This is a genomic window from Pseudomonas sp. 09C 129, from assembly GCF_002843625.1.
GTDB lineage: Bacteria > Pseudomonadota > Gammaproteobacteria > Pseudomonadales > Pseudomonadaceae > Aquipseudomonas > Aquipseudomonas chlororaphis.
The window spans coordinates 554,135-569,571 of sequence record NZ_CP025261.1 but is presented as its reverse complement, the minus strand read 5'-3'; the positions used below and the strand labels follow the sequence as shown (position 1 = coordinate 569,571).

The 15,437-nt window shown below is 63.9% G+C and carries 15 protein-coding genes; 13 read left to right on the top strand and 2 right to left on the bottom strand.

All coding sequences use genetic code 11. The annotated features are described in order from the left end of the window. The first annotated feature begins 71 nt into the window (after nucleotides 1-71). From CXQ81_RS02765 to CXQ81_RS02750, 4 genes are all read left to right on the top strand, one after another. Nucleotides 72-389, top strand: coding sequence for a DUF2388 domain-containing protein (locus CXQ81_RS02765; RefSeq protein WP_007924251.1), 318 nt, complete (start codon nucleotides 72-74; stop codon nucleotides 387-389). 106 nt (nucleotides 390-495) lie between these two features. Further along, nucleotides 496-801: a DUF2388 domain-containing protein gene (locus CXQ81_RS02760; protein ID WP_007924252.1), complete on the top strand. Its 306-nt coding sequence runs from the start codon at nucleotides 496-498 to the stop codon at nucleotides 799-801. A 27-nt stretch (nucleotides 802-828) separates the two neighbouring features. Further along, the gene (locus CXQ81_RS02755) at nucleotides 829-1,149 is read left to right on the top strand and encodes a DUF2388 domain-containing protein (protein WP_007924254.1); all 321 of its coding nucleotides are present in this window, start codon (nucleotides 829-831) and stop codon (nucleotides 1,147-1,149) included. Then, nucleotides 1,146-3,107, top strand: a complete 1,962-nt coding sequence (locus tag CXQ81_RS02750; protein WP_101336404.1) for a DUF4105 domain-containing protein — start codon at nucleotides 1,146-1,148, stop codon at nucleotides 3,105-3,107. The genes CXQ81_RS02755 and CXQ81_RS02750 overlap by 4 nt, the downstream gene beginning before the upstream one ends. Before the next feature lie 80 nt (nucleotides 3,108-3,187). On the opposite strand, the gene CXQ81_RS02745 is transcribed toward CXQ81_RS02750, so the two are convergent. Continuing rightward, nucleotides 3,188-3,589 carry a GFA family protein gene (locus tag CXQ81_RS02745; RefSeq protein ID WP_053263266.1) on the bottom strand — a complete coding sequence of 134 codons (402 nt, stop codon included), beginning with the start codon at nucleotides 3,587-3,589 and terminating at the stop codon, nucleotides 3,188-3,190. Nucleotides 3,590-3,932: 343 nt separating this feature from the next. Here CXQ81_RS02745 and CXQ81_RS02740 point away from each other — a divergent pair, with 343 nt between their 5' ends. The 9 genes from CXQ81_RS02740 to CXQ81_RS02700 all read left to right on the top strand — a co-directional run bounded on the left by CXQ81_RS02740 (nucleotide 3,933) and on the right by CXQ81_RS02700 (nucleotide 14,092). Next, nucleotides 3,933-5,240, top strand: coding sequence for a CitMHS family transporter (locus CXQ81_RS02740; RefSeq protein WP_007924260.1), 1,308 nt, complete (start codon nucleotides 3,933-3,935; stop codon nucleotides 5,238-5,240). 88 nt (nucleotides 5,241-5,328) lie between these two features. Further along, nucleotides 5,329-6,096 carry a TerC family protein gene (locus CXQ81_RS02735; protein ID WP_007924262.1) on the top strand — a complete coding sequence of 256 codons (768 nt, stop codon included), beginning with the start codon at nucleotides 5,329-5,331 and terminating at the stop codon, nucleotides 6,094-6,096. 215 nt (nucleotides 6,097-6,311) lie between these two features. Next, complete coding sequence (locus CXQ81_RS02730) at nucleotides 6,312-7,970, top strand: Na/Pi cotransporter family protein (protein WP_007924264.1); 1,659 nt, start codon at nucleotides 6,312-6,314, stop codon at nucleotides 7,968-7,970. Nucleotides 7,971-8,026: 56 nt separating this feature from the next. Further along, nucleotides 8,027-9,412 carry a pitrilysin family protein gene (locus CXQ81_RS02725; protein WP_101336403.1) on the top strand — a complete coding sequence of 462 codons (1,386 nt, stop codon included), beginning with the start codon at nucleotides 8,027-8,029 and terminating at the stop codon, nucleotides 9,410-9,412. Between the two features lie 61 nt (nucleotides 9,413-9,473). Further along, a complete protein-coding gene (locus CXQ81_RS02720) occupies nucleotides 9,474-10,505 on the top strand; it encodes a DUF5924 family protein (RefSeq protein ID WP_007924268.1) in 1,032 nt (343 codons plus the stop codon). 69 nt (nucleotides 10,506-10,574) lie between these two features. Continuing rightward, nucleotides 10,575-11,723 carry an ABC transporter permease gene (locus CXQ81_RS02715; RefSeq protein ID WP_101336402.1) on the top strand — a complete coding sequence of 383 codons (1,149 nt, stop codon included), beginning with the start codon at nucleotides 10,575-10,577 and terminating at the stop codon, nucleotides 11,721-11,723. Further along, a complete protein-coding gene (locus CXQ81_RS02710; protein WP_009041542.1) occupies nucleotides 11,720-12,523 on the top strand; it encodes an ABC transporter ATP-binding protein in 804 nt (267 codons plus the stop codon). Before CXQ81_RS02715 ends, CXQ81_RS02710 begins: the two co-directional genes overlap by 4 nt. 1 nt (nucleotide 12,524) lies before the next feature. Then, on the top strand, nucleotides 12,525-13,463 hold the full coding sequence (locus tag CXQ81_RS02705; protein ID WP_101336401.1) for an MlaD family protein: 939 nt from the start codon (nucleotides 12,525-12,527) through the stop codon (nucleotides 13,461-13,463). After that, the gene (locus tag CXQ81_RS02700; RefSeq protein ID WP_062824096.1) at nucleotides 13,460-14,092 is read left to right on the top strand and encodes an ABC-type transport auxiliary lipoprotein family protein; all 633 of its coding nucleotides are present in this window, start codon (nucleotides 13,460-13,462) and stop codon (nucleotides 14,090-14,092) included. The genes CXQ81_RS02705 and CXQ81_RS02700 overlap by 4 nt, the downstream gene beginning before the upstream one ends. Before the next feature lie 79 nt (nucleotides 14,093-14,171). On the opposite strand, the gene CXQ81_RS02695 is transcribed toward CXQ81_RS02700, so the two are convergent. Next, entirely contained in the window at nucleotides 14,172-15,401 is a 1,230-nt protein-coding gene (locus CXQ81_RS02695) for a nucleoside recognition domain-containing protein (RefSeq protein WP_101336400.1), read from the bottom strand. Nucleotides 15,402-15,437 lie beyond the last annotated feature (36 nt).

Below are 15,437 nucleotides of genomic sequence, written 5' to 3'. Positions count from 1 at the left end.
TTCATCTGCCCCACAGTGACTACCTGGTGCCCACTCAGCACCACCCTATCTGTTATCAAGGAGTTTTACCTATGTCCCGTCTTCGCCTGCTCAGCGCTGCTGCCTTGCTGGCCTTGGCCTCCAACGCCCACGCCTCCAGCTTTATCGTTACCACCGATGCGGTAGTCGGCGCACTCAAGGCCACTTCCGATGCGACTTCCGACGTCACATCCTCGTTCCGTGACAACAAAATCGTGCGCGCCGCTCGTGACGACGCCGCCAGTTTTGTCGCTACCGAAGGCGCCATTCGCGGTGTGAAGCTGGAAAGCGCGTTTGACCACATCCGCCAGCAGTTGCCACAACTGAGCGCTACTGACGCCCAACTCGCTCAGGCCATCCTGACGATCTGACCCCCGGTCCGGTGACGGGTGCGCCAACGCACCCGAAACCCTGGGCGCTGGCTCTCGCCCGGGCATTGCGCTAGCCTTGCCGCTGGTTTTTCAGCTGTCGAGACTCATGCGTTTTTCCACCTTGCTTACCGTCCCTTCGTTGATTGTCCTGTGTTGGACTGGCTCAGCCGCTGCTTTTGACCTGAGCACGCAAGGCCTGGTCATCACTGGCTACGCCACTAGCAAAGTGACCTCCGCGCCTTTCGACAACAAACGCGTACTGGCGGCCCAGGATGATGCCGCGGCGTTCATTGCCACTGACGGCCACCTGCGCGGAGCCCGGCTGGAATCAGCCCTGAAATACCTGCGTAAAACCCAGCCACAACTTCATGTCGGCGACCTTGAACTGGCGCAGGCAATTCTCGTCCAATAACTATCCCTGTCATCCCGGAGTCGTTCCATGCGTAGCCCGCTGATTGCTGCCACCCTTGGCCTGTTGCTGTTGGCTGATGTGGCCCAGGCACAAACCCTGGTAGCCACCAGTAACATCATCGTTCGAGCCTTTGGTCGTACCATCGACTTCACCTCGGACACCACCACCTCCATCCGCGACTCGAAAATCGTACGTGCCGCCCATGACGACGCCGCCAGCTTCGTCGCCAGCGACGGCGATATTCGTGGCGCCCAACTGGAAGCCGCCTTCGATACCTTGCGTAACCGTGTGCCGCAAGCCCGCGGCGCCAGTGATCAGGTGCTCGCCGAAGCCATCCTCGCACTGTGAGGCCGCTCGCCGCCTGGCTGCTGGGCGCAGCGCTGTTACTCCTGGGCAACAGCGCTCAGGCCGGCCTGCAACTGCGGCTCAAGACCGAAGGCTTGAGCCCGGAGCAGCAGCACGCCAGCCAGGCGCTGCTGGATGAAGCGATGCAAGCGCTGCCGCCGCGCTTCATCGAACAACTGGACCGTCGCATCGATGTCGGCTGGACCGACGACATGCCTCACAACGCCTACGGCCAGGCATCGCTGGTCGACGAACTCGACCTGAATCGCAAACTGCTGGCCAGCCTCACCGACGGCAGCGCGGCCACCCAGAAAACCCATCGCCCCCATGGCACCGTGCGCCGGGAAATGCTCGCCACCGTGCTGCACGAACTCACCCATATTTATGACCGTTCGCGCCTGTGGTCGGGTGCCGAACGCACGCTGATCCAGCGCTGCAGCCGCCAGAACAGTGCCTCGGGCCTGATCGGGCTGCCGGACCAGTGCCGTGGCCAGACCGCGCGCCGCTTCACCCTCAGCGACGACCCGCGCCTGCTCGACCTCGCCGGCTGGCCGCAATACGTTGGCCGCCGCGGCGAACGCGAGCAGTACAACCGCCAGGTCGCCCGCAGCCCGGATATCTACGAAACGACCAACCCCAAAGAGTTCGTCGCGGTGAACATGGAGTACTTCCTCCTGGACCCGAGCTACGCCTGCCGCCGACCGGCGCTCTACCGTTATTACCAGGAACACTTCGGCTGGGCACCGAAGGCCAAGGACACCTGCGCCCAGTCCTTCGCCTTCCTCAACGCCGGTAACGACTTCGCCAAGCAGCCGCTGGGCAAGGTCGACCCGGAGCGGGTCTATGCCGTGGATTACCTGCTGGCCGAGGCCAACCAGAACTGGGTCAGCCGCTGGGGGCACAGTATGTTGCGCCTGGTGATCTGCGCGCCTGGCCGGCCGCGCGGGCCGGATTGCCGGCTGGATCTCGAGCAGCACCTGGTGCTGTCCTACCGCGCCTTTGTCGGTGACGTGCAGCTGTCGAGCTGGGACGGCCTGGTCGGCAAATACCCGTCCCGCCTGTTTATCCTGCCATTGGCCCAGGTCATCGATGAATACACCAAGACCGAGCTGCGCAGCCTGGCTTCGGTGCCGCTGAACCTGTCGCGCAACGAGATCGAAGAAGTGGTCGAGCGTGCCGCCGAGATGCACTGGAGCTACGACGGCAACTATTACTTCCTGTCCAACAACTGCGCCGTGGAAAGCCTGAAGCTGCTGCGCAGCGGCAGCAACAATGCCCAGCTCACCGGGCTCGACAGCATCATGCCCAACGGCCTGCTGGAAGTGCTCAAGGGCCGCGGCCTGGCCGACACCAGCGTATTGGACGATCCTCGCGAAGCCTTGCGCCTGGGGTATCGCTTCGACTCCTTCCGCGACCGCTACCAGGCGATGTTCGAGGTGTTGAAAAAGCACCTGCCAATCAAACAGAACAGCGTCGAAGACTGGCTGTCCCTGAGTGCCGCGCAGCGGCGCCAGTGGTTCGACCAGGCGGACCTGCGCACCAGCGCCGCCTTGCTGCTGCTCGAACAGGCGAGCTTCCGGCGCCAGCTGCTGCTGGCCCAGGATGAGGTCAAGCAGCGTTATCTGGGGGCTCGCGAGCTGCAGAACGGCGGCATGGACAAGGCCAACAAGACTCTGCAGGAAATCCTCGCCAACAGTGGCTTCCTCAGTCGCCCGGCCGAATTGCTCGGTAGCAGCGGTTATGGCTTGCCGCAGCCGAGCGAATGGCAACGCCTGGAAGCGGAAAGCAGCCTGCGCCAGAAACAGCTGCAAGCCCTGACCGGCGATCTGGACAAGGAAGTGCGCGCGTTGCTGGAGCCGAGCCGCGCTGCCGAAATCGCCGCCAACGAGGCCAACCTGAAACAGGTCGGCGAACATCTGCGGGCCCTGCACAAAGCCGCGGGTGGGCTGGAACTGCCCTGACGTCAAAAGCTTCGCGGGCAAGCCTCGCTCCTACGAGAATGCGCAGGAACGAGGCTTGCCCGCGAAGCGATCCCACAACCTTACAACGTCTCCTCGGCCTCTCCCGGCAACTGCTCATCCAGGTGCAGCCAGGGCAAACGGCTGTCGGTCCAGATATGCCGCTCGGCCGGCGCCAGCTCCGGATGGTCCAGGGTGGCGATGGTCACATCGATGCTGTCCGGGCTCAATTGGGTGACCAGCGCCAGATGCGCTCCGCAGTTCGGGCAGAAATACCGCGCACAACCGGGCGAAGAGTCGTAGCGGGCCGGCGTCCCGGCCAGCCACTGGAAAGCCTGGCGGGGCAGGGTGATCCAGGTAGTCACCAGGCCGCCGCTGACCCGCCGGCAGATCGAACAATGGCAATGGGCGATATCGCACAATGGCCCGCTGAACTGATAACGCAGCTGGCCGCAGTGGCAACCGCCAGTGTGCAACAGGCTCATACAAAGACCTCCCAGCGACTGTTCCGGAAAACTCGGCCAACGGGCCGATCTGGTTGTTTTTTGACCGCACGTCGGCTCGCGACGCATCCACTCATTGCTTTCTACAACGAAAGGTAGCTGAAAGCTTCCGCGATTAGGATCGCCTCCACTGCCGGCAACAGACCGGTTGGCCAATGGGCGTTTTTGCGCCTCCAGGCCCAATTAACAACAACAATGGTGATTCTGATGTCCGTTCGTACCCGCCTTTTCGTCCCGCTTCCTCCAGCCCGTCCCGCGCTTCCCGTTCTGCGCTGACCCCATCCGGTTCGCCATTCCCTAGCCGCGCTACGCCTGGAGTATTCCCATGCTGACTTTCCTTGGCTTCGCCATGGTCATCACCTTCATGTTCCTGATCATGACCAAGCGCCTGTCCGCGCTGATCGCCCTGATCATCGTTCCTATCCTGTTCGCGCTGTTCGGCGGCTTCGCTCCGAAGATCGGCCCGATGATGCTCGAAGGCATCACCAAGCTGGCGCCGACCGGCGTGATGCTGATGTTCGCCATCCTGTATTTCGCCCTGATGATCGACTCCGGCCTGTTCGACCCGGCCGTGCGCAAGATCCTCAAACTGGTCAAGGGTGACCCGCTCAAAGTCTCGGTTGGTACCGCCGTGCTCGCGCTGGTGGTGTCCCTGGACGGTGACGGCGCCACCACCTACATGATCTGCGTGGCGGCCATGCTGCCGCTGTACAGCCGCATCGGCATGAGCCCGCGGATCATGGCCGGCCTGATCATCCTGGCCGGCGGCGTGATGAACATGACCCCCTGGGGTGGCCCGACCGCCCGTGCCGCCAGTGCGCTGCATGTCGACCCGTCGGACATCTTCGTACCGATGATCCCGGCGATGCTGGCCGGTGTGGTGGCAATCCTGGCGATCGCCTACATGTACGGTAAGCGCGAACGGGCGCGCCTGGGCGAACTGCACCTGCAGGGCGACGAGATCGACCACAGCGAAATCAGCGTTTCGCAGTTCCCGGATGCTCGTCGTCCGAAGCTGATCTGGTTCAACGGCGCCCTGACCTTCGCCCTGATGTGCGCACTGATCGCCGGCCTGTTGCCGCTGCCTGTGCTGTTCATGGTGGCCTTCAGTATCGCGATGATCGTCAACTACCCGTGCCTGCAACAGCAGAAGGATCGCGTCGCGGCCCATGCCGGCAGCGTGCTGGCGGTGGTCGGGCTGATCTTCGCCGCCGGCATCTTCACCGGCATCCTGTCCGGTACTGGCATGGTCGATGCCATGTCCAAGAGCCTGCTGGCGGTGATTCCGGATGCACTGGGCCCGTACCTGGCGGTGATCACCGCGCTGGTGAGCATGCCGTTCACCTTCTTCATGTCCAACGACGCCTTCTATTACGGTGTGTTGCCAGTCCTCGCCGAGGCCGCCAGTCACTACGGCATCACCGCGGTGGAAATGGCACGTGCCTCGATCGTCGGCCAGCCCGTGCACTTGCTGAGCCCGCTGGTACCATCCACCTACCTGCTGGTAGCCCTGGCCGGTATCGAGTTCGGCGATCACCAGCGCTTCACCCTCAAGTGGGCAGTGCTGGTTTGCCTGTGCATAATGTTCGCCGCCTTGCTGATGGGGATTTTTCCGCTGTTCAGCACTCTATAAAAAGCAATTGACTCACCGCGCCGGCCGCTAGACTTCGTTCTCGGAAATCTCGACTGGCGCGGTACAACACTCGCTCAAAGGAATACACATGGAATGGCTGACCAACCCGGAAATCTGGGTTGCCTTCTTTACCCTGACCGCCCTGGAAATCGTCCTGGGTATCGATAACATCATCATGATCTCGATCCTGGTCAGCCGCATGCCCAAGCACATGCAGGCACGGACCCGGATTTTCGGTCTGGCGCTGGCCATGATCACGCGGATCCTCCTGCTGCTGTCGATCACCTGGGTCATGCGCCTGACCGCCGACCTGTTCGTGGTCTTCGGCCAGGGTATTTCCGGGCGTGACCTGATCCTGTTCTTCGGTGGCCTGTTCCTGCTCTGGAAGAGCTCCCAGGAGATGTACCACTCCCTGGAAGGCGAGGACGAAACCGCGGAAGAGCCAGGCGGCAAGGGCGGCAACTTCCTCTACACCATCATCCAGATCGCGATCATCGACATCGTGTTCTCCCTGGACTCGGTGATCACCGCCGTCGGCATGGTCTCCCACGTACCGGTCATGGTCGCGGCGATCATCGTCGCGGTGCTGGTGATGATGCTGGCTTCGGGCACCATCAGCGAGTTCATCGACAAGCACCCGTCGCTGAAGATGCTGGCGCTGTCGTTCCTGCTGGTGGTCGGTACCGTACTGATCGCCGAGGCGTTCGAAGTGCACGTGCCAAAAGGCTACGTCTACTTCGCCATGGCCTTCTCGCTGGCGGTGGAGGCGATCAACATCAAGATGCGCACCGCTATCGCGAAAAAGAAAAAGCAGCAGGACCCGGTGAAACTGCGCAAGGACATCCCGGGTCAATAACCCGAGAGCGCAGCAGGAAAAGGGGCTTTCGAGCCCCTTTTTCACGCCTGCAGAAAGTCGTTTTCCTTATGACAGTTTTGTTTCAATCGCCGCATCAGCTATGCGATGCTGGCGCACAGACCGTTAGCCAACTACAGCTTAAGTACAGAACGTAGAACAACGCGCGGCACCGTTAACTTGCCCCTCTGGGGCGCTATTCACCACAGGGGGCCGTTATGCTCACCCTGCTCAATTTGCTGTCCGCCGTGGCCTTGCTGATCTGGGGCACGCATATCGTCCGCACCGGCATCCTGCGGGTCTATGGCTCGAACCTGCGCCACCTGATCGGCCAGAACATGGCCAAGCGTCCGTTGGCTTTCATCGCCGGGATCCTGGTCACCGCCATGGTCCAGAGCAGCAACGCCACGGCGATGCTGGTCACCTCGTTCGTCGGCCAGGGGCTGATGGCCCTGACACCCGCCCTGGCGACCATGCTCGGCGCCGACGTCGGCACCGCGCTGATGGCCCGGGTACTGACCTTCGACCTGTCCTGGCTGTCGCCGCTGCTGATCTTTCTCGGGGTGATCTTCTTCCTGTCGCGCAAACAGACCCGCGCCGGCCAGCTCGGGCGGGTAGGGATCGGCCTGGGGCTGATTATCCTGGCGCTGCAATTGATCGTCGAAGCCGCCGCGCCCATCACCCATGCCCAGGGCGTGAAAGTCCTGTTCGCCTCGCTGACCGGCGACATCCTGCTCGACGCCCTGATGGGCGCGCTGTTCGCCATGATTTCCTACTCCAGCCTGGCGGCCGTGCTGCTCACCGCGACCCTGGCCGGCGCCGGCGTGATCAGCCTGCCGGTGGCCATCGGCCTGGTGATCGGCGCCAACATCGGCAGCGGGGTGCTGGCTTTCCTCAGCACCAACATGCAGAACGCCGCCGGCCGCCAGGTGGCGCTGGGCAGCCTGCTGTACAAGCTGATCGGCCTGGTGCTGATCATTCCGGTGCTCGACCCGCTCGCCCACTGGATGGACAGCCTGGACTTCAGCCCGCAAGAAGTGGTGATCGGTTTCCACTTGCTCTACAACACCCTGCGTTGCCTAGTGCTGCTGCCGACGGTCGGGCCGATGGCCAAGGTCTGCACCTGGTTGCTGCCGGAACGCCCGGAAACCAATGGCCGGGCCAAGCCTCGCCACCTCGATCCGACCGCCCTGGCCACTCCCAGCCTGGCCCTGGCCAACGCGGCGCGGGAAACCCTGCGCATCGGCGACCTGGTCGAAACCATGCTCGAAGCCGTGCGCGATGTGCTGCACGGCAAGCAGACCGCGGTCACCCAGGAAATGCGCAACCTCAACGACGATGTCGAAGTGCTCTATAACGCGATCAAACTCTACCTGGCGCAGATGCCCCGGGAAGACCTGGGCGAGCAGGACAGCCGGCGCTGGGCCGAGATCATCGAACTGGCGATCAACCTGAAACTGGCCAGCGACCTGATCGAACGCATGCTGCGCAAGGTCCAGCAGCAGAAGACCGCGCAGCGTCGCTCCTTTTCCGAAGTCGGCCTGGAAGAACTGGCCGGCCTGCATGAACAGCTGATCGCCAACCTGCGCCTGGGGCTTTCGGTGTTTCTCAGCGCCGATCCGGAAAGCGCGCGCCAGCTGCTGCGGGAAAAACGCCGCTTTCGCGCACAGGAACGTCGCCTGGCCCATGCCCATGTCAGCCGCCTGCAACGTAAAATCGTCCAGAGCATCGAGACCAGCTCGCTGCATCTGGAACTGATCGCCGATATGAAGCGCCTGAATTCGCTGTTCTGCGGCAGCGCCTATGTGGTGCTGGGTTCCTCCGAAACCGGCGCGCTTGCCGTGGACGATATGGCTGACATCACCCATTCACCCTGAACGTCCACAGTTACCCGAAGTCTGTAGAACTTACGCCCGTCGTAAGGAAGCCCGTTATGCGTTGCCTGTTATTCGCCTGTCTGCTGCTCGGATCAGCCCACTCGTTTGCCCTGGATCGCTTCCAGGTCGAGGGCTACATGCTGCCCAACGGCCTGCAGTTGCTGCTCAAGCCGGGCAACGTGCGCGGCCACGTGGCGATTCGCCTGGTGGTCGGGGTAGGGCTGGACGACTTCGGCTGCGCCGACAAGGAACTGCCGCATGTGCTCGAACACCTGCTGTTCAGCGGCATCGACGCCAGCGGCGAGGGCGGGCTGGAGGAACGCATGCAAGCCCTGGGCGGCGAGTGGAATGCCTACACCAGCAATGCCGACACCACCTTCGTCATCGAGGCCCCGGCGAAAAACCAGCGCAAGGTGCTGGACCTGCTGCTGGCCCTCTTGACCCGCACCGAACTCGACGACACTGCCTTGCAAACGGCGAAACGGGTGGTCGAGCGCGAGGACGGCGGGCACTACTCGCACCTGCAACGCTGGCTGGACCGCCAGGACCTGGGCCATACCGCCAGTAACCAGCTGGCGGTGGAGCTGGGCCTGAAGTGCGCCGAACGGGCCGAGGTCGATCAATTGACCCTGGAACAGCTGGAGCAGCTGCGCAAGGACTGGTACGCGCCGAACAACATGACCCTGATCGTCGTCGGCGACCTTGACCGCCTGTTGCCGGCCTACCTGGAACGCAGCTACGGCGCGCTGGAACCGGTGGAGCCCAGCGAGCACCAGGGCCTGCCGGACATTCAACAAACGGCCGCCGCCGAGCGCAGCCTGATCCACGGCTGGGTCGGCGACAGCGCCAAGCTGCACTGGCTGTTCCCCGAGCCGACCCTCGACCGGCAGCACGATGAAACCTTCGATCTGCTCAAGGATTACCTGGACTGGGCGCTGTACCAGAGACTGCGCCTGCAGCATGAGCTGTCCTACGGGCCGAACAGCGAACGCGAGGTGTTCGGCGGCGTCGGCTTTCTCAGCCTGAATGCCGACCTGGAGCGCGCGGACGTCCCCGAGGCCCGGCAAGCGATCGACGAGCTCAAGGCACAACTGCTCAAGGACGGCCTGGAGCCGGCCACCTTCGCCCGTCTGCAACAGGCCGCCATTGCTCGCCAGGCCTGGGCGGTACAGGGCAATAGCGCCCTGGCGGACTACTACTGGGGCGCCTTGAGCGACTATGCGGACGGGCGTTTCAGCGACCCGGCCAAGCGCCTGCAAGCCGTCAGCCTGAAGCAGGCCAACCAGGCCATGCGCCAACTGCTGGAACAGCCCGGCTACCTGCGGATCGAAAAACCGCTGCTGAGCTATACGGCCTTGAGCGGGCTGATCCTCGGCGTACTGTTATTGATTGTTCTGGCGCTGTTCGGCGGGCGGGCTTATCGCAAACGAATCCGTGCCTGATGCGTCTTTTGTCATGCTAAACCGTTATTCTGTCGGGGATTTTTTCTAGTGTGATCGCCGAATGCCAAACCTGACTCATTACATGCAGCGCATCCTGGAACTGATGAAGCGCTACCCAGGGGTCATTGCGCTCGGCGGTTTCATTTCCGGTGTCGGCAGTTTCATCCTGGTGGACCGCCAACAGGGCCTGGCCACCTGGATCGCCGTGATCATGCTGGTGAGCTGGATCTGGCTGATGCTGGAAAACAGCCTGACCCAGCTGTTCACCAAGATCTTCAAGCGGGAAATCCCCCAGCCGCTGCTGCGTTACGCAACGCAGATGATTCACCAGGAAAGCCTGTTTTTCGTCCTGCCGTTCTTCTTCATCACCACCGCCTGGAACAGCGGGCAGCTGGTATTCACCGGCCTGCTGGGCGCCTCGGCGCTGGTCTCGATCATCGACCCGCTGTACTACAAATGGCTGGCCCCACGCCGCTGGCTGTTCCTCGCCCTGCACACCCTGACGCTGTTCGCCGCGTTGCTGACCGCGCTGCCGATCATCCTGCACCTGACCACCGCGCAGAGCTTCAAGCTGGCCCTGGGCATCGCCATGCTGCTGTCGTTCCCCAGCCTTGCGTCGATCTTCCCGATCCGCAACCTGCGCGGCGCGCTGATGCTGCTGGGCATGACCCTGGCCATCGGCGGCACTGGCTGGCTGCTGCGCTCCTGGGTTCCGCCGGCGACCTTGTGGATCGCCGAGGAAGCCATCAGCACCCAGTTGCAGGACCGCACCCCCGGCGCCAGCCTCAAGGAGGTCAGCGCCAACGACGTGCGCAGCGCCGGGCTGTATGCCTACACCGCGATCAATGCGCCGCGCGGGCTGGACGAGCGCATTTATCACGTCTGGCAATTCAACGGTAAAGAGGTCGACCGAGTGGCCCTGGACATCCACGGCGGGCGCAAGGAGGGCTACCGCGCCTGGTCGCACAAGCAGAACTTCCCCGGCGATCCGACCGGCAGCTGGCAGGTCCGGGTGCTGACCGAAGACGGGCAGGTGATCGGCGTGCTGCGCTTCAAGATCACCGGCACCAACGGGCAAGACTCAGCACCTTAGTACAAGGCAAAGTCGTCTCGATCGTGGTATTACGTAGCACTGCGTAAAAACCATACAAGCACGGAGCTTATGACCCAGAGCACGACGGCCGGCAGTGCCCAACTGGATACGTCGAGTTCCCCCTCGCGGTTGCGAGTCGCGGGGGACTGGACGCTCGTCCATTACACCGAGCTCAAGCACCTCTGCGAAAAGCTCACCGGACAGTACGACGCCAGCACCCACATCGACCTCAACGGCCTCAGCGCCCTGGATACCGCGGGCGCCTCGCTGCTGGTCGAACTGCTGGGCTCCGAGCGTCTCGGCCAGTCCACCGAACACCCCGACTGCACCTTGTCTTCGGCCGACCGCGCGCTGCTGCAGACCGTCTACTGCTCGCTGAGCGACTTCTGCGTACCGCTCAAGGAACCGGAAATATCAGTCGGTATCCAGTTGCTGACCCGGATCGGCAAGGCGGTCGACGCCATCTGGCAGGACAGCCTGAAGCTGCTGGGTTTCGTCGGCCTGATCCTCGAAACCCTGGCCCGCGGCCTGCTGCGCCCCAAGCGCTGGCGCATCACGCCGATGGTCGCGCATATCGAGCAGACCGGCCTCGACGCCGCGCCCATCGTCGCCTTGCTGACCTTTCTGGTGGGCGCCGTGGTGGCCTTCCTCGGCGCCACGGTGCTGCAGAGTTTCGGCGCCAGCATCTTTACCGTGGACCTGGTGGCGTTCTCCTTCCTGCGTGAGTTCGGTGTGCTGCTCACCGCGATCCTCATGGCCGGGCGGACCGCGAGCGCCTTCACCGCGCAAATCGGCTCGATGAAGGCCAACGAGGAAATCGACGCCATCCGCACCCTGGGCCTGGACCCGATGGAGCTGCTGGTGCTGCCCCGGGTCCTGGCGCTGCTGGTGGCGCTGCCGATGCTGACCTTCCTGGCGATGCTCTCGGGGATTGTCGGGGGCGGGGTGGTCTGTGCGCTGTCGCTGGATATCTCGCCGGCGATGTTCCTCGCCTTGCTGCAATCGGACATCGGCGTGCAGCACTTCCTGGTGGGCATGGTCAAGGCGCCGATCTTCGCCTTCCTGATCGCCGCCATCGGCTGCCTGGAAGGCTTCAAGGTCAGCGGCAGCGCCGAATCCGTAGGCGCCCACACCACCTCCAGCGTGGTGCAATCGATCTTCGTGGTGATCGTCCTCGATGCCGTCGCCGCGCTGTTCTTCATGGAGATGGGCTGGTGAACCGTTCAACCCGTCCGCCCGCCGAGGCGGTGATCGAAGTCCGTGGCCTGTGCAATCGCTTCGGCCCGCAGAGCGTGCACGAAAACCTCGACCTGGACCTGTACAAGGGCGAGATCCTCGCGGTGGTCGGCGGTTCGGGCAGCGGCAAGTCGGTGCTGCTGCGCAGCATCATCGGCCTGCGCCAGCCCAGCGCAGGTTCGGTACGGGTCTTCGGCCAGAACCTGCCGAGCCTGGCGGAACATGAGCGCTCGCTGATCGAACGGCGCTTCGGCGTGCTGTTCCAGAAGGGCGCGCTGTTTTCGTCGCTGACCGTGACCGAAAACGTCGCCCTGCCGCTGATCGAGCATGCCGGCCTGAGCCGCGCCGACGCCGAGCACCTGGCGGCGGTGAAACTGGCGCTGGCCGGGCTGCCGCTGTCGGCGGCCGACAAATACCCGGCCTCGCTGTCCGGCGGCATGATCAAGCGCGCCGCCCTGGCCCGGGCGCTGGCCCTGGACCCGGACATCCTGTTTCTCGACGAACCCACCGCCGGCCTCGACCCGATCGGTGCCGCGGCGTTCGACCAATTGATCCTGACCCTGCGTGACGCCCTGGGCCTGAGCGTGTTCCTGGTTACCCATGACCTGGACACGCTGTACACCATCACCGACCGGGTGGCGGTGCTGGCACAGAAAAAGGTGCTGGTGGCGGATGCCATCGACCAGGTCGCCGAGACCGACGACGCCTGGATTCACGAATACTTCCATGGCCCTCGCGGCCGCGCGGCGTATCAGGCCGCTACACAGCTCAACGAGGTATGACATGGAAACCCGAGCCCATCATGTCCTGATCGGCCTGTTCACCGTGATTGTGGTGGTCGGCGCCCTGCTGTTCGGCCTGTGGCTGGCCAAGTCCAGCGTCGACACGGAGTTCAAGGACTACGAGATCATCTTCAACGAGGCCGTCAGCGGCCTGTCCAAAGGCAGCGCCGTGCAGTACAGCGGGATCAAGGTCGGCGATGTGGTCAGCCTGCGCCTGGACCCGAACGACCCGCGCCGGGTCCTGGCGCGGATCCGCCTGAGTGGCGAAACCCCGATCAAGGAAGATACCCAGGCCAAGCTGACCCTGACCGGCATCACCGGGACCTCGATCATCCAGCTCAGTGGCGGTACTCCACAAAGCCAGCCGCTTCTGGGCAAGGACGGCAAACTGCCGGTGATCGTCGCGTCGCCTTCGCCAATCGCCCGCCTGCTGAACAACAGCGAAGACCTGATGACCAGCGTCAACCTGCTGCTGCACAACGCCAACAGCATGTTCTCGCCAGAGAACGTCGAGCGCATCGGCAACACCCTCGAACACCTGGAGCAGACCACCGGAGCCATCGCCGAACAGCGCGGCGACGTACGCCTGGCCATGCAGCAACTGGCGTCCATCGGCAAGCAGGCCAGCGCCACCCTGGAACAGACCACCGCGCTGATGCGCAACGCCAACGGCCTGCTCAACGAGCAGGGCAAGCAGATATTCGGCAGCGCCGGGCTGGCCATGCAATCGCTGGAACAGAGCAGCGCCACCATCAACAAACTGCTGACCGACAACCAGGACTCGCTGAACAATGGCATCCAGGGCCTCAATGGCCTGGCGCCGGCCGTGCGCGAGCTGCGCGATACCCTGAGCTCGCTGCGGGCCATTTCGCGTCGCCTGGAAGCCAACCCCAGCGGCTACCTGCTGGGCAGTGACAAGAACAAGGAGTTCACGCCATGAAGCGTGCCTATCGCCCATTCGGCCGGCTGGCCCTGGCCGCCGGATTCGCCTTGAGCGGCGCCTGCTCGATCCTGCCCCAGGCCGACCCGGTGGATATCTATCGCCTGCCCACGGCTCAGAGCGCCACAGCCCGGCCTCAGGGCCACGCGCAGCCCTGGTCCCTGCGCCTGACCAAACCCCTGGCGAGCGACGCCTTGAACAGCGCGAGAATCGCTGTGATCCCCCAAGGCGATGTGATCAGCAGCTACAAAGATGCGCGCTGGAGCGATCCGGCGCCGGTGCTGCTGCGCAATCGGCTGCTGGATGGGTTCCTCGCCGATGGCCGGGTGCAGTTGCTGGGCACCGACGACAGCGATGTGCAGACCGACCTCGAACTGGGCGGCAACCTGCAGGCATTCCAGAGCGAATACCAGGGCAAGGCGGTGGCGGTGGTGATCCGCCTGGATGCGCGCCTGGTGCGCGGCTACGACCAGAAGATCCTGGCCAGCCAGCGCTTCGAAGTGCGCCAGCCGCTGAACGATACCAAGGTGCCGGCGGTGGTTGCCGGGTTTGGCCAGGCCGGAGACGCCTTGAACCGGCAGGTGGTGGAGTGGACGGTGAAGCAGGGCAGTCAGCTGGTCAGGCGCTGATGGCCTCATCGCGGGCAAGCCTCGCGCCTACAGGATGGTCCTGGTAGGCGCGAGGCTTGCCCGCGAATCGTTCCGAGCCTTAACCGAAGAACCAGTAGCACACCGCAATCGCCGCCACCACGCCGGCCAGCTCGGCCAGCAGGGCGCAGCCGACGGCATGGCGCGCCCGCTGGATGCCGACCGAGCCGAAGTACACCGCCAGCACATAGAAAGTGGTCTCGGTACTGCCCTGGATCGTCGCCGCGGCCAACGCCGGGAAACTGTCCACACCCTGGGTCTGCATGGTTTCGATCAACATGGCCCGTGCGGCGCTGCCAGAGAAGGGTTTGACCAGGGCCGTCGGCAGGGCATCGACGAAGCGTGTGTCCCAGCCAGCCCATTCCACCAGATACCGGATGCCGTCCAGGCCGAAGTCCAGGGCGCCGGAGGCGCGCAGCACGCCCACCGCGCAGAGCATGGCCACCAGATACGGCAGCAGGTTCTTGGCGACGTCGAAACCTTCCTTGGCGCCCTCGACGAAGGCCTCGTAGACCTTGACCTTGCGCAGCGCGCCAATCACCAGGAACAACATGATCAGGCCGAACAGGGTCAGGTTGCCCAGGATCGACGACAGCGACGCCAGCGCGGTGGCCGACAGCGTGGCGAGCAAGGCCATGAAGCCACCCAGGACCAGGGCGCCGGGAATCAGGTAGGCCAGCACCACTGGGTCCCACAGGCGCAAGCGCTGCATCACCGCGACCGACAGCAGGCCGACCAGGGTCGAGGCGCTGGTGGCCAGCAGGATCGGCAGGAACACCAGGGTCGGGTCGGCGGCGCCTTGCTGGGCGCGGTACATGAAGATGGTCACCGGCAGCAGGGTCAGGGACGAGGCGTTCAGCACCAGGAACAGGATCTGCGCGTTGCTCGCCGTGGTCGCGCTGGGGTTCAGGTCCTGCAAGGCGCGCATGGCCTTGAGGCCGATCGGCGTGGCGGCGTTGTCCAGCCCCAGGCCATTGGCCGCGAAGTTCAGGGTGATCAGGCCGATGGCCGGGTGGCCGGGCGGCACTTCCGGCATCAGACGGGTGAACAGCGGGCCCAGGGCCTTGGCCAGCCAGTCGACGATCCCGGCCTTTTCGGCGATCCGCAAAAAGCCCAGCCACAGGGTCAGGGTGCCGAACAGCAGCACCATCACTTCCACCGACAGCTTGGCCATGGCGAAGATGCTTTCCACCATCGCCGCGAAGATCCCGGCGTTACCGCCGACCAGCCACTGCGCCAGCGCTGAAACGGCCGCCACGATGAAGAAGCCAAGCCACAGGCCATTGAGCATCAGTTATTCCCCCAGAAGATGCGGCGAATGATAGCG